Here is a 14,809-nt window from a genome sequence, read left to right as displayed (position 1 = left end):
ATCGCGTATATTGAGCGCAATAACATTTAAAACAGGGATGACTGAGTGAAAAAGCTATTAATCTTGGGGACATTATTATTCAGTACATTTGTTTTTGCTGATGATGTAAAACAGAAAGAAGTTATTGCTCAAAAATTGGTATCTGTAGATGGAACCGAACAAGGTTTACAAAACACTGATAAAATGATTTTAGAGCAAATCCGAATGCGTTTGCCTAAAGATATACCTGAAAATTTTTACGTAGATTTGATTAAAAATTTAAACAGTGAACAGCGTAAGCAATTCATTATCCAACGTTATGTTGAAACATTCAGTCAACAGGAACTACAAGCCGCATTAACCTTTTATCAATCTACAGAAGGGAAAGCGTGGGCTAAAAAAGCCAGTGAGATAGGAAGTGAAGTTGCACATTTCACTACGCAAAATGCACGCACTGCTTTAAATGTCACTATGCAGCAACATATTGATAATCCAACGGTAAAGCAACTAATGGCACGAATGAATCCAACGCCTACGCCAGCTCAAGTAACTGAAAAACCTGAAACTAAATAAATAAAAAAGGATCGTGTAATTAAACACGATCCCTTTAACTTTCCCATTTATGTTTAAAGTGTACGAGAAATTAATTCTTTCATAATTTCATTTGTTCCCGCATAAATACGGTTAGCACGGTTATCGATGTAGGCACGTGCAATTGGATACTCCAACATATAACCATAGCCACCATGTAATTGTAAGCAATCATCTACAACTTTTGAGAACATATCTGAAATTTTGTATTTGGCTGCTGCTGCGGCATCCACACCTAAGCTTTCTTCGAGTTGTAATTCCATACAACGATCTAAATAAGTACGGCAGAAATCAATTTCAGTACGTAGTTCAGCTAATTTAAACCGTGTATTTTGGAACGTACTAATCGCTTTGCCAAATGCTTTACGATCTTTAGTGTATTGCACAGTATGCGCAAATGCTGCTTCTGCACCTGCCTGGCAAATAATTGCAACCAACATACGTTCCCATGCCAATTCTTTCATCAACATAATGAAGCCCATACCTTCCATACCAAGTAGGTTTTCCTTAGGTACTCGTACGTTGTCAAAGAACAATTCGCAAGTATCTTGCCCTTTCATTCCGATTTTATTCAAAGGTTTACCTTTACTAAAACCAGCACGATCAGCTTCAACGATGATTAATGATAAATTTGCTGAGCCTTTTTCATTGTTGCCTGTTTTACAGACGACAATTGCCATGTCACAAAGGTAGCCATTGGTAATGAAGATTTTTGAACCATTAATGACATACTCATCGCCATCAAGCACAGCTGTAGTACGAACTGCTTGAAGATCTGAACCTGTACCTGGTTCAGTCATGGCAATCGCTGTAACTGTTTCACCTGTTGCCATTTTTGGCAACCAATGTTGTTTTTGTTCCTCATTACCAAAGTTATTGACATAATTGGCAACGATGTCTGAGTGTAATGAGAAACCTGTACTTGAGTCCATTGCATAAGCTTGTTCTTCAATGAGAATCATACTGTACAAACGATCAACCCCAGAGCCACCATATTGTTCTGGCATTGTGGTACAGAGTAAACCTAGTTCACCTGCTTTGTTCCATAAGTCACGGTCAACATGTTGTTGTTTCTCATATTTTTCAATATTTGGCACGACTTCTTTTTCATAAAATTTACGTACAGTTTCACGAAATGCTTCATGTTCAGAAGTAAATAGCTTACGCGGTAACATATTTGGAATTGGACGAATTGCACCTGATTGCATTTGTTATTTTTTCCCTAGAGTGTTGGATTTAAACATTCATTGCCACGATACAAGAAATTGAAAATAGTGAACAATGTGATCAATGCTCAATCTGATTGATGTATTTGGTCACTTGGGAAAAATCCATGCAAAATTTATGAGGAGATCGGGTAAACTATGCAGAAATGGTTGCATAGTGGAATAAATGATGTTTGATGAAATAAGTTTGGAAGAACGTAAGGTCGTTTATCGCGCACGTCGTGGTTTAAAAGAAATTGATGTGTATTTCGATCCTTATGTTAAAAACTATTATTTAACCGCCGATGCTGATGAAAAGGCGCTATTTGCAGAGTTGGTTGATCAAGAAGATCCAGATTTATTGGATTGGTTTATGGAAGTGGGCGAGCCACCTCGTGCTGAGTTAAAAGATTTTATTTTAAAATTAAAACATTATGTTCATGGCTAATCGTGTTTTTGAGTTGCAATACAGTCGATTTTCGCTTGTATTGCAACTTTTTGTTTTTGTCACTGTTCTAATTTTAGCCTACCAATTGCTAGCTCTTTCATTTTGGCTGCTTAGCCTTGTTGTGATGGTTTTATTTTGGGTTCTATTGTTACGGCGTCCTTTAATAAAGCGTTTTGAGTATTTGGATCATCAGCATTGGTCATTTGAGTTTGTGGATACTTCTATCGCAATCCAAGGTCGAACAATCACTAAAATTATTGATCACCAAGCTTATATTACGATTTATTTTTCTGATACTCAGTACCAACCTTTAACGATTTGGTGGGATCAATTGTCAATTTCGCAGTGGAAAAACTTAAAATTATTAATAAAAATGCTTTAATTGTTGGACAATTCTACAACTGTATATAATTAATTATATGTTTATTTTCAATTTTTTATGTTGGTTTTACTTTGCGTTCATTTAAATTGTTAGATTAAATATTCTAGAATTTCGTGAAAATATAAATTGTCAGACAATCTGACCATCAACTTGTATTCATTTTCGTTAAAGTACAAACACCAACGTAAAGTGTGGTGGAGTTCCAAAGTAATAGAAATTCCAACATGGTCGTTTCTGGTGATTGCAATTGTTATAGGAAGAGCAGGAACTTTACTCAAGGATTACTTTCAACAAAACTAAAAGATAAAGAGTTTCACGTTTTTACCAGTTAATAAGTAGCATGTGCTGAACCGTCGCAATGCTACTTTTTTTTGCCTAAAATTTTTGTATTTTCAACTCTCTGTCAATTCGCTTATCTGTGAATTGTGTCAGAATGGGCATGTTAAATTAGAGCAATTACTCTTTAATTCAAGTATTGCATCTGATAAGGTACGCCTAAAAGGAAAAACAAATTAATTAGAGGACAGGAAGAATGTCTAAATTCCAAAAAATGGGACAGGGTGTGGCGGTTGCGTTACTCACAACATCACTATTATCAGGGTGTTCACAAATCATTAAAACAGGGGCTAATGTCGCATTAAGTTTTAGTGAAAATCATATTGTTCCACCAATTTTGGCGATGGATGACGCCGAAATGGTGTGTAATTCAGGTAATGCCTTAACTCCAGCGGTGATGTCAACCAAGGATATGGGTGCTGATCCAACACGTATGGCGGTGTTATTGTATACCTCAGCAGGTATTTGTGCTGAAAATAAAGCCTTAGAAGCGGAACTCCGCTATTTGCGTGCTTCGAAAGCAGGTCAAGTTTCTGAAGCTCAAGATGCTCGTATTGAACAAAAACGTTGGGCGGGGATTGCTGCTGAACGTCAATATGCAGGTTATCAACTTTTTGCAAATCGTTGGGAATCAAAATATAAATATAAATTGGGTGATTCATGCCCAACAATGCGCAATGATTTAGATCAGACAGTTTACCTTTTAGGGATGGTAAGTGGTCTGCAAGCGATGACCAATGATATTAACTCTGGTGGTGCGGTTAATGTCCCGAAAGATATTGCGGGTATTGTTGAGCGTGGCATGACCTGTTTGGATAATGAAAAATTCTGGGGCGCGCCGATGGCGACGCGAGCAGTGATTTGGACTTTATTACCAGGTGCGGGTGACGGTAAACCTGAACCTTATGCAACCATGAAAGAATCAATGCAAATTGGTGAGAAAAAAGGTGTTCGTTTATCACATGCATTATATGCAGTTGCTGCACAAGCAAGTGGTGATGATGCCAAACTGCGTGATGCTTTCCGTTCTTATGCTGCTGCAACAGGTGAAGACAAACCAGTAAATCCTCAATTTAGATTGATCGATAAGATGGCTGGTTTGATGGTCCAGGGTATAGCTGATCGTTATTGGACTGAAAATACAGGTGTACGTTCTAGTGATGAAGGTTTGACTTCTTTCTGGGACGATAAGAAAGAAAGTTCATCTGAATTGGATGCTTTATTTGATGGTGGAGATGGCGCATCAGCACCAGCAGAGTAAACTTGAATTAAACGACCTTTTACAAGTGAAACATTTAAACTGGTAAAAGGTCAGTTTTTTCATGGGGTGGTAATGGATGAAAGATCACGTATGGATACCGAAAGTTATTTTAATCGCTGTATGTGTTTCTATATCAGCGTGCTTGCAAGTATTTGCAGATCACTTCATTTATTGGAAACCTAGTTTATTCGCTGAGTTTTGGCGTTTATGGACTGCACATTGGGTTCATGTTGGATGGATGCATTTTTTCTTAAATATGCTGGCATTTGCATGTTTACCTTTTATTTTTCCTCATGCTCGTAATTGGCACTTATGTATTCTGCTTTTAATCCTTCCTCCCTTTATTAGTCTTATCTTTTATTTCTACTTACCTTATATCGATGCCTATGCTGGTCTTTCTGGCGTGTTGCATGGATTATATGTTGCTGTTGGTCTCGTGTATCTGAAATATCCCAAAGAAAGAAAATTTGCCTTATTGGTCTTGTTGCTTATCTCAGCAAAATTAATATGGGAAAATACTTTTGGCCAGACGGGTACTGCACAGTTAATTGGTAGTCCGGTTTTGACAGAAGCTCATTTGATTGGTGCGATTGGTGGTTTGTTCTGTGGGTTAGGTTATTCATTGTTAAGAAGGATAGAGAGAGAACATATAAGTTGATAAAAAAAACCAACAAAAAAATGATTGTAGTCATTCTTTTTTGGGAAAGATTGCTGCAAATTTAGGCGGTTAAAAGGGATTGGTTACGAAGAGGGTAAATTCACTTATCTATCAACCATGGACATCGCATGATTCAACATCTTTGGATGGGTGTTGATAACAATAAACTGGAATATACATGCAAAATGATCAAGAGAAAAAGTCTGGATTAGCCCGACTGGGTTATATCTGGAATGATTGGATATCAACATTCATCATTCTTGCTTTGTTGCTAATGACTTTGCTTATTGGTACTGGCGAGATGATTCACGGTCAAATGCTCCGTATGGGGGAGCGTTTGTATGGTGATGAAAAAATAGGAATGCAGTATTCGTTTTTACGAGCTGAACCTGAAAAACCATCTTGTGATCGACATCCTAATATTGAAGCGCAAGTTCAAGAGCAGATGAAAGCAAATGCTGCTGATGAGTTTGCAAGTATGTTTGGTACAGCATCTGAATCAGATGTACGCGCTTCTTTATTAGCTGCACAACAACAGTGTGAAGAAAAATATCAGTTCTATGATAAAGCAATGAAGCACTTGGAAGCTCATCCAAGTATTCGTACTTATCGTCAAGTTGAAACCACATTCTTCGGTATTTTTAAGTTAGGTTCTGAAAACCAGACTGTACTTTTACTGATCATGGTGTTGTTTACATCTATCACAGCTTCTTTACGCTATCACCACATTGGTTTACGTGCACCTAAAACGAAGATGGACTATCGTGTCTATTCAGCATATATGGTTGTAGGTAATGCTCTACTGAGTTTATCGACAATTAGTCAATATAACTCGTTGCTGAATTCTGGCGTAGAATTGACTACGAAGACATTGGCGATTTCATGGTTATGGATAGCACTCTTTGTCTCTTTAACCGTAATCAGCTTAGTGCAATTATTTTTAATTCCTAAAACAGCGCAACCTAAAGGTAATTTTGGTTTGGCGGTGCTGAGCGTACCATTGTATGCACAGATGTCACTGATCACGGGGATAATCTTTACTTTCTTCATGGATTATCCAATGGGGCAAGGGATCTACTTGGGAATTATTGTTGAGTTCTCTGGTATTTTCTTAAACCTTGCATTGTTTATTTGGGCAGGTATGTTACTGACCCAAACGCGTGTGATGGATTTATTCTTAAATATCCTGCGTCCGTGGAATCTAGCACCTGAAACTTTAACTTGGTTAATCTTAATTGCAGCGGCAATTCCAACAGCATATACAGGCGCTTCTGGTATTTTCGTTATTGCCGCAGGTGCAATCATTTATAAAGAGGTTTGGAACTCTGGTGCGCGCCGTCAATATGCATTAGCTGTATCGGCAATGTCGGGTTCTTTAGGTGTGGTGATTCGTCCATGCTTACTTGTAATTTTGATTTCAATGCTAGATAGCCGCCATGTAACGTCTACAGAATTATTTGATCATGGTATCTATGTTTTCTGGTTAACTGCATTTATTTTCCTTGGCGTTTCATTGATTCTTGCTGAAGAAAAGTTCCGTGTTGCTTCACCAAAAGTTGCTGTACCTGGAATGTTACGTGCATGTGTACCTGTGGTTCCTTATGTAATCATTGGTTTTGCAGTTGTGATGTTCTATAAACTTGCGTTAGATACATCAATCAATGAATTTACAGCGCCAATGATTTTACCATTGGTGTTGATTGCAATGATTTTGTTTGACAAATTGTTTGCAGCAAAACTTGCACCAGCTCCAGTTATTGATGCAAAGCATGAGGCATTAGTTCTTGAACATGAACAGAAATCAGACTTCTTAAAAAGCCATGATCCTCATGGTGGTAAGAGTTTTGGTTTTGGTGGAGCATTACGTTTTGCAACTTCAGAAACAGTGGGTCATATCGGTGCCTTGATTCTACTGATGGCATTATCTGCGAGCGTTGGTGGTTTAATCGAGCGTGCTGAAGTGGTTGAGTTATTACCAACTCACTTGGATAATATCTATATTTCTCTTGCCTTTATTGCAATATTACTTGCAATTATTGGTATGACTACAGATCCATTTGGTGCGGTAATCTTAGTTGCTGCGACAGTAGCGCCAGTTGCTTATGAGAACGGTATTCATCCGATTCACTTCTGGATGATCGTATTGGTTGCATTCGAATTTGGTTATGTAACACCACCTGTTGCATTAAACCATTTGTTGACGCGACTCTCTGTCGGGGATGAAGAAGTATCAGCCGCTGATAAGGAAGCGAAAGAGAAATACACAAGTTTCTATTATCGTTATGAGCGTTGGTTATTACCGATTATCGTATTGTTCTCATCTTTAGTGTTGGTGACCTATGCACCATATATCTTCCAAATGTTTGGTTGGTATAAACACTAAGTGTTGAAATAAAAAAAGCACCTTCGGGTGCTTTTTTTATTTCTAAGATTTAAAATGCTTTAGACATTATTAATGTTGATAAGTTATTTTTAAAGATCAAATATTTTAGCGTTGAATCATTTTCTTTTGACGTTGAGTCAATGGACTACATAATAAAATTGCCAGCAAAATAATACAAAATCCAATCACGCTGTATAAATCAGGTACTTCATTCCAAAGTAAGAATCCCCATACACCTGCAAAAATAATGGCCATATAATTCACAGGTGCAATTTGTCCTGCTGGCGCAAGTCGATAAGCATGAGACATAAAAATTTGGCTGACATTAGCAAGTATCCCTGCGCCAATCAAAAATAATAATTCTTTTACATGATAGGTTCGCCACATCCAAAACATTGGAATCACAGAAAGTGCTGATCCTATCAAGCAGAAATAAAATACGATGCGTTCAGGTGGTTCGGTTTGAGTGAGTGCTCGAACGGTTACAAAAGCCATTGATGCAAGTAAGCTTGAGGCGATACCAATCACAGAAATCCAGTTCAGTAGACCTTGATCGGGTTTAGCCACACAGAACACCCCAATAAAGCCGAGTCCCGCGGCACAAAGCATAGCAATGGTGATTTTTTCTTTTAGAAATAACCATGCAATAACTGGAATAAAAATTGGGGAAGAGTAGGTAAATACCATTGCATTTGATAGCTTTAAATGCGCAATTGCGTAAAAGAAACCATACATAGCTGCAAGTCCAACAATACTACGCCAACTATGCATCCATAGTTTTTCTGTTTTTACAAAGCCAATACCTTGTTTAAAAATAAAAGGCAGAAACAGGATGAGTCCGACCACGTTGCGGAAAAATACAATTGTATAGTTATCAACCGTATGTGATGCATAACGAATACAGATACCCATGATCGAAAAGAGAAGGGCCGAGGTTGTTAGGCAACCAATCGCAAGTAAAAGGTTACGATTAGTTTGAAGTGAATTCATATTAGACGCGAGGCTTTGAGACTAAAGTTATTCTATGCTTCTCAACGGATGAAAGAAATGTGCTTTTAAACTGGATTTTAGATTTGTTGAGTGACTTATATCCATCATACCGCAATCAGTGTAAATACAAACTTATGAGGGTCTGTATGAAAAATCGCGATTAGAAATATGAGATTGATATTTCAATGAGTAAAAAGCTTTAAACTGGATTAAAGCTTTTGTCGTTTTAAGATTTATGTTGTGCGGAGATTTGAGCCTCCAAAAGTTTAATTTGATCTTCTTTGAGCTTAATTAAAGTATCAACATCATTATTTTGTTGTTTCAAGTCACGCTGTTGGTCGTGCAGTTGCTGTTGAATATCATCTAGCTTTGCAATCTCTTCTTTGGCTAAACTGTCATTGCTCGGAAGTGGTGATTTGACAACTGACTCTTCGACTAATTGTATTGGTGCAGCAACTGCACTGCTCACCGTATTTATATTTGGACTAACAGTTGTTTCTGCTTTGGATATAATTGTTTTTTCGGCAATTGGTTGTGTAGCTGTGCTTGTCGATTGCTGATCTTTTTGTGATAAAAACCATTGAATTGCAAGAAACAAAACCACAACAACGCTAATTCCACCAATTATCATCCATAATAATTTGGAATTTTGAGTTTGGTATGTGGACATCATTTTTAACCTTCTAGTCAAAATGACGAGGTTTGAATTGTATCACCCCAATTTCATCTGGCTCAGCGGTTTGTTGCTCTTCCACGTGGGTCGGGCGTTTTTCGCTATAAGCACATTCGATACATTCAATCCACTCGTCATCCACAGTGATGATCTTAACCACACGATCTAAGGCGCCACATTTAGGGCATTTTGCACCCGCGATGAACTGTCTTTTCATGTCAGTTAATTACCACCCTGTGAACAATAATGACGTAGTTTAAGCGGTTTTATTGGTATTCGTCCAACCTTGATGGCGTAATAATGCATCTATTTTTGGTTCTCTTTTTCGGAAATTGCGAAATGCATCAAGTGCAGTATCTTTTCCGCCAACTGCTAGAATAAACTTTCTAAACTCTTTGCCTGTCTCGGTATTAAAAATACCTTCACTTTCGAAGCGATCGAAGGCATCACTGGCTAAAACTTCTGCCCATTTATAAGAGTAATAGCCTGCTGCATAACCGCCTGCAAAAATATGGCTGAAACTATGTTGAAAACGGTTATAAGGTACCGCAGGAACCACGGCAAATTTATCGCGAATATCGTCCAAGGTCGCTTGGATTTGCTGACTGTTTAAGGCAGGTGCCTGACGGTGAATGCTTAGGTCAAACAATGCAAATTCAATCTGACGCAAGGTTTGCATGCCTGATTGAAAGAAACGCGCATTGAGTAACGCAGACAGCAATTCTTGTGGCAAAGTTTGCTTGGTTTCAGTGTGTTCGCTGAGTACGTCTAAACTTTCATTATCCCATGCCCAGAATTCCATAAACTGGCTTGGTAATTCAACCGCATCCCAAGCCACGCCGTGTGTGCCTGCAACTGAGATGTTATCTACTTCGGTCAACATATGGTGTAAGCCATGTCCAAATTCATGGAATAAAGTAATGACTTCATCGTGAGTCAATAGTGCAGGTTGATCGCCAATCGGTGGGGTAAAGTTACACACCATATAGCAAATTGGTTTTTGTAGACCATTGGCCGTTTGCACACGAGAACGGAAACCACTCATCCATGCGCCACCGCGTTTGCCGTTACGGGCATATAAGTCAAAATAGAAACCACCGACCACTTGACCTTGATCTGCAATTTCAAAATAACGTACATCATTTTGCCAAACAGGGGCTTGGCGTTCGATGATTTGAATACCATAAAGACGTTGCACGATCTGGAATAAACCGTCCACCACTTTTGGCGCAGGGAAATACGGTTTAAGCGCTTCTTGAGAAAGATTGAATTGCTGCTGTTTCAACTTCTCAGAATAATAGGTTGCATCCCAAGGTTTGAGTTCCTCAATTCCATCTTGTTGTGCAATGCTTTTGAGTTCAGCAATTTCAGCCAGTGCAGGTGTACGCGCATGCTCTGCCAAATCCACTAAGAATTGATGAACAGTTTCAACATCAGGTGCCATTTTGCTGGCAAGGGAATATTCAGCGAAGTTATTAAATCCAAGCAGTTGCGCCATCTCCTGACGTAAGCTCAGGATTTCCTCCATCACAGGTGTATTGTCAAATTCAGTCTTGTCGGACTGCTCAGATGCACGGGTCACATAAGCTTTATAGAGTTCTTCTCTTAATTCACGATCATCGGCATAGGTCATAATCGCAAAATAAGCAGGGAAATCCAGTGTGGCAACGGCTTGCTCCAGCTCACGTTGTTGCCCATATTGTTTTAATAATTCAACACTGCTTTGCGGTAAGCCTTTAAGTTGCGCTTCCGTTAACGGCTTGAAGTAGGCTTGGGTTGCATCGAGTACATGGTTCGAGAAGTCTGAAGACAGTTGTGATAAACGTGCCGAGATTTCTGCATAACGTTTTTTCGCTTCGCCTTGGAGTGCAACACCCGACAGTTTAAAGTCACGTAGCGCCAGTTTAATCGCGCTTTGTTGTGCTTCGCTCAATGTTTGAAATACATTACTATCATGAATCTGCTGATAGGTTTGATACAGCGCTGTGTGTTGTCCCAACTGAGTGTAGTATTCGCTCAAACTTGGTAACAGCGCTTGATAGACTTCACGGGTTTCCGAATTGTTCATGACTGCATTGAGATGTGACAAAATGCCCCACGATTCGCTCATGTTATTTTCAAGTTGATCAACTTCTGCCAAGGTTGCTAGTTGGGCTTCAGAGCCTTGCGGAACTTCCTTGAGTTGATTTAAGAAGTTTTGACCGTTTTGAATCGTTTGTTCAATCTGTTGTTTTAAATCGGCAAGTTGAATTTGATCAAATTGAGGAAGGGGGAGTGTCGCTTTTTGGAGTGTCATTGTATTTTTGCCATATTCATCTTTAAACATAATTATAGATGTAGGGCTTAGCGGGGGAGAAATCAAGGTTGATTTATTATTTATTCGTTAGGTTTTGCGTTGTGATCTGAATTTCATCAATTGATAGAATATATGTGCCGAAGTGACTTTGGCGAGTACTTAACTTTAATTTGAGATGATGGTTTTTATACGCTTCATATTCATTCAAAGTAATTCTAAAAATAGGAATTCCTGCATAAACTGTGTGGAAAGAATAAAAATCTGTATTTCGGGAGCGTTTTTTACGGCAGTGGCTGATACTTCCACGATTTGAGGTTGTCCGACCGTATACGTCCATATCATTGGGAAAGTGCCTGCTAAGTTGAGCCAGAGTAACGGAATAATAAACAAAGGAAAAATAACTAACACGTGAAGTTTAGGTTGCATTTGTACGCGTCGCCATTGTCGTGGAATCACCCACTCCTGATTCATTTTCAAATTGAGAAAGTAAAGCATGAGCAATACATAGAAAAAGCTAGCAATTACCAAGGCGACAAACTTTACTGTTAATGTAGGTGAAAAGTTCCCTTTAAATATATAAATAGCTGTACTAATACTTAAAAAGAATAAACAAGCGAGTACATAGTAATGATAATAATATTTTGTGATTTGGTAATGAGGCATTAGGATTTTATTTGTATTTTTAAATTGTTTATTTATGCATTATATAACAAAAAATAAGAGAGCCGAAGCTCTCTTGTTTTATGAGTTATTCACTCTTTGCTTTTGCATTCGACTTTTTCTTTTTTACTTTTTTCTTTGTCTTTTCTTTATTTTCAGGCTTAGCCGAAGCTTTTTTAGCAGGTTTTTTAGTATAAGAACTTGGTTTGTTCTTATCCTTTTTCTTACGCACAGTCTTTTCACCATCTTCACTTACTTTGGATGCCGTTGGTGCCTTGCCAAAAACTTCTTCTGTAGTGGCTGCTCGAGTTGATGTTGTACGCGGTGCTTTTTGACGAATCACACGACCTAAATGTGTGAGTTGTTGTACCAATTGGAAGTCGATTTTACGTTCTTCCAAATTCACACCAGCCACTTGAATTTTTACTTCGTCACCGAGGCTAAATGACTGTCCACGATTCTGACCAATCAAACTTTGGCTGGCTTGATCATACAGGAAGAAGTCTTCACCGAGCTGACTGACATGAATCATGCCATCGACATAGAGGTCTTTTAGCGTCACAAATAGACCAAACTCAGTCACCGCACTAATGATACCAACAAACTCATCGCCTAAATGCTGTTGCATATAATGGCATTTCAACCATGTTGTCACACTACGTGATGCTTCATCGGCACGACGTTCAGTTTGTGAAAAATGCTCCCCTGCATCATCTAAAGCTGCACCAGACAATGGATAAGCTTTCTTATCGAGATAGGCTTTAATGGCACGGTGTAACAATAAATCTGGGTAACGACGAATTGGTGAAGTGAAATGCGTATAAGCTTCATAAGCAAGACCATAATGTCCTGCATTATTCGCACCATAATAGGCTTGCATCATTGAGCGTAATAACACCGCATGAATACTTGGCGCATCTAAACGATCTTTGGTCGCTTCAATCACGGCTTGGTAATCAGCTTGAGTGGGTTGCTCTGGAAATGGCAAACCGAGTAATTTGACGAAATCACGGACTTTTTGAATACGTGAGAATTCTGGCGCTTCATGTACACGATATAACATCGGAATATCATGTTCTAATGAGTATTCAGCTGCGGCAACGTTCGCCAATAACATGCATTCTTCAATCAGTTTATGCGCATCATTACGAGTACGTGGCAAGATTTCTTTAATGCCGCCCAACTCATCAAAGGTCATGTAGGTTTCAATGGTTTCAAATTCCATCGCATGACGTTTGGCACGTAGTTCTTTTAGTGTCTGATACAGCTGGAATAGGGTATTTAACGATTTATGAACGCTTTTATCTTGTGGAATGGCATCGGTTGCGCCGTCAAAATAAGCAGCCACCTGATTATAGGTCAAACGTGCTTTGGAATGCATCACCGCAGGGTAGAACTCATAACCTGTGACTTTACCTGCACGTGACAGTTTTAAATCGCAGACCATACACAGACGGTCAACATGTGGATTGAGAGAACACAATCCATTTGATAGTGCTTCTGGCAGCATTGGCAAAACAAAGTGTGGAAAATAAACCGATGTACCACGTTCTTCAGCTTCTTCATTTAAAGGTGAGCCTAAACGGACATAATGGCTCACGTCTGCAATTGCCACGACAACACGGTAACCACCGCCTGCACGCTTCTCTGCATACACGGCATCGTCAAAGTCACGGGCATCTTCGCCATCAATCGTGACGAGTGGTAAGTCACGCAGATCGACACGACATTTGCGATCTTGTTCTGAAGGTTCTTTAAAACTTTCAGCTTCTTTAATGACGGCTTCTGGAAATTCATAAGGCAAACCAAATTCTAAAATGGTTTGCGGAATAATAATTTCAGTGTCAGCTTTGTCCGCCATCGACTGTACAACATGACCTGTCGCTAATTCTTCACGAGTCGGGTAATCATCAATCGCAACTCGCAGCATATCGCCAACTTTGGCATTGGCATGTTCAATCAATTCTTTTTCTAAGGTAATTGGTTGGTGCTGATTTGGATTGCTTGGCTGAATAAAGTATTCACCTTCATGTTCAGCGACTTTACCAATAATTTGTTTGACACGGCGTTGTACGACTTCGGTAATAAAGCCCCAAGCTTTACCTTTACGGTCAACAGAAGTTTGGCGTACTTTAACGCGATCACCATTAAAGACTAGACGTAATTCACGTTCAGGTAATAGTACATCATCCTGACCTGCGATATTTGCCGTACCTAGACCTTTACTATTGATATAGACCGTTGCTTCATGGCTTGGTAAATCGGTTGCAGGTTGGTATTTAAAACCATCTTTCATTAACTGACCGTCGCGAACCATTGCACTTAAACGATGATTCAATGCATCAATACTTTTTTGATCTGGGATATTAAAGTGATCAACTAGTTCTGCATGAGACTGTGCAGTTTTTAATTGTTCTAATGTAGTTAGAATAAGAGTTCGGCTAGGAATAGGATTATCGTAACGTTGCGCTTCTGCTTTTGCTTCGGGATCAACCCAATTTGTAGTCATATCGTTTCATTTCACATCTGGCAGATCGGTTTAGCATAAGTCATTCAAACTTTAACTGCACGTCAAAGATTGCAAGATTCTGTTTATTGTCCAATCTGAATAAAGGAGAGAACACTATATTAACAAGCGTTGAGCTAAAAAATGCCGAAAAAATATAAGAATTGGTTAAAAAACATTTGATTGATTTAAAAAAAAGAGAAAAAAACAGGATCATCCCTTGTGTAATTTGGTTTTAGTTTGTATTATTGCGCTCGTGTTACGGTGAGATGGGTGAGTGGCTGAAACCACATCCCTGCTAAGGATGCGTACGGGTAACTGTACCGAGGGTTCGAATCCCTCTCTCACCGCCACTTTACTTAAAGCGCTCATAGCTCAGCTGGATAGAGCACTTGGCTACGAACTAAGGGGTCGGGAGTTCGAATCTCTCTGAGCGCACCA

The 14,809-nt window shown here is 39.0% G+C and carries 12 protein-coding genes, 2 tRNA genes and 1 pseudogene; 8 read left to right on the top strand and 7 right to left on the bottom strand.

All coding sequences use genetic code 11. The features are described 5' to 3' along the window. The first annotated feature begins 45 nt into the window (after window positions 1-45). Window positions 46-552, top strand: a complete 507-nt coding sequence (locus tag NO346_RS00465) for a DUF2059 domain-containing protein (RefSeq protein ID WP_256413868.1) — start codon at window positions 46-48, stop codon at window positions 550-552. A 53-nt stretch (window positions 553-605) separates the two neighbouring features. On the opposite strand, the gene NO346_RS00460 is transcribed toward NO346_RS00465, so the two are convergent. Then, window positions 606-1,778, bottom strand: coding sequence for an acyl-CoA dehydrogenase family protein (locus tag NO346_RS00460; RefSeq protein WP_256413867.1), 1,173 nt, complete (start codon window positions 1,776-1,778; stop codon window positions 606-608). Between the two features lie 187 nt (window positions 1,779-1,965). On the opposite strand from NO346_RS00460, the gene NO346_RS00455 reads away from it, so the two are divergent. The 5 genes from NO346_RS00455 (at window position 1,966) to NO346_RS00435 (ending at window position 7,243) form a co-directional block, all read left to right on the top strand. Continuing rightward, complete coding sequence (locus tag NO346_RS00455) at window positions 1,966-2,223, top strand: succinate dehydrogenase assembly factor 2 (protein ID WP_256413865.1); 258 nt, start codon at window positions 1,966-1,968, stop codon at window positions 2,221-2,223. Continuing rightward, on the top strand, window positions 2,210-2,605 hold the full coding sequence (locus NO346_RS00450; protein WP_087544078.1) for a hypothetical protein: 396 nt from the start codon (window positions 2,210-2,212) through the stop codon (window positions 2,603-2,605). Before NO346_RS00455 ends, NO346_RS00450 begins: the two co-directional genes overlap by 14 nt. Window positions 2,606-3,137: 532 nt before the next feature. Then, window positions 3,138-4,202, top strand: coding sequence for a hypothetical protein (locus NO346_RS00445; RefSeq protein WP_005156261.1), 1,065 nt, complete (start codon window positions 3,138-3,140; stop codon window positions 4,200-4,202). Between the two features lie 76 nt (window positions 4,203-4,278). Beyond that, the gene (gene rrtA / locus NO346_RS00440; protein ID WP_087547733.1) at window positions 4,279-4,860 is read left to right on the top strand and encodes a rhombosortase; all 582 of its coding nucleotides are present in this window, start codon (window positions 4,279-4,281) and stop codon (window positions 4,858-4,860) included. A gap of 178 nt (window positions 4,861-5,038) precedes the next feature. Beyond that, window positions 5,039-7,243, top strand: coding sequence for a TRAP transporter large permease subunit (locus NO346_RS00435; RefSeq protein WP_256413863.1), 2,205 nt, complete (start codon window positions 5,039-5,041; stop codon window positions 7,241-7,243). A gap of 105 nt (window positions 7,244-7,348) precedes the next feature. Here the strand turns inward: NO346_RS00435 and NO346_RS00430 are convergent, their stop codons facing one another. The 6 genes and pseudogenes from NO346_RS00430 to rnr all read right to left on the bottom strand — a co-directional run bounded on the left by NO346_RS00430 (window position 7,349) and on the right by rnr (window position 14,371). Next, the gene (locus NO346_RS00430) at window positions 7,349-8,233 is read right to left on the bottom strand and encodes a DMT family transporter (protein ID WP_178882689.1); all 885 of its coding nucleotides are present in this window, start codon (window positions 8,231-8,233) and stop codon (window positions 7,349-7,351) included. 226 nt (window positions 8,234-8,459) lie between these two features. Beyond that, window positions 8,460-8,906 (bottom strand): hypothetical protein, encoded by a 447-nt coding sequence (locus tag NO346_RS00425; protein WP_256413862.1) that lies wholly within the window; start codon window positions 8,904-8,906, stop codon window positions 8,460-8,462. A gap of 10 nt (window positions 8,907-8,916) precedes the next feature. Beyond that, window positions 8,917-9,123, bottom strand: coding sequence for a YheV family putative metal-binding protein (locus NO346_RS00420; protein WP_087536469.1), 207 nt, complete (start codon window positions 9,121-9,123; stop codon window positions 8,917-8,919). Window positions 9,124-9,162: 39 nt separating this feature from the next. Then, on the bottom strand, window positions 9,163-11,202 hold the full coding sequence (locus NO346_RS00415) for a M3 family metallopeptidase (RefSeq protein WP_256413861.1): 2,040 nt from the start codon (window positions 11,200-11,202) through the stop codon (window positions 9,163-9,165). A 76-nt stretch (window positions 11,203-11,278) separates the two neighbouring features. Then, window positions 11,279-11,865: pseudogene (locus NO346_RS00410) on the bottom strand (hypothetical protein). Between the two features lie 85 nt (window positions 11,866-11,950). Beyond that, window positions 11,951-14,371 (bottom strand): ribonuclease R, encoded by a 2,421-nt coding sequence (rnr, locus tag NO346_RS00405; RefSeq protein WP_256413860.1) that lies wholly within the window; start codon window positions 14,369-14,371, stop codon window positions 11,951-11,953. 260 nt (window positions 14,372-14,631) lie between these two features. Between rnr and NO346_RS00400 the strand changes: the two genes are divergently transcribed. Next, a tRNA-Ser gene (locus tag NO346_RS00400) sits at window positions 14,632-14,721 on the top strand. Between the two features lie 11 nt (window positions 14,722-14,732). Continuing rightward, window positions 14,733-14,809 (top strand) — tRNA-Arg (locus NO346_RS00395).

Origin of the sequence: Acinetobacter sp. 5862, assembly GCF_024494585.1 — a bacterium.
GTDB lineage: Bacteria > Pseudomonadota > Gammaproteobacteria > Pseudomonadales > Moraxellaceae > Acinetobacter.
Note: the sequence above shows the minus strand (reverse complement) of the source record. Positions and strands in the feature narration are given on the sequence as shown.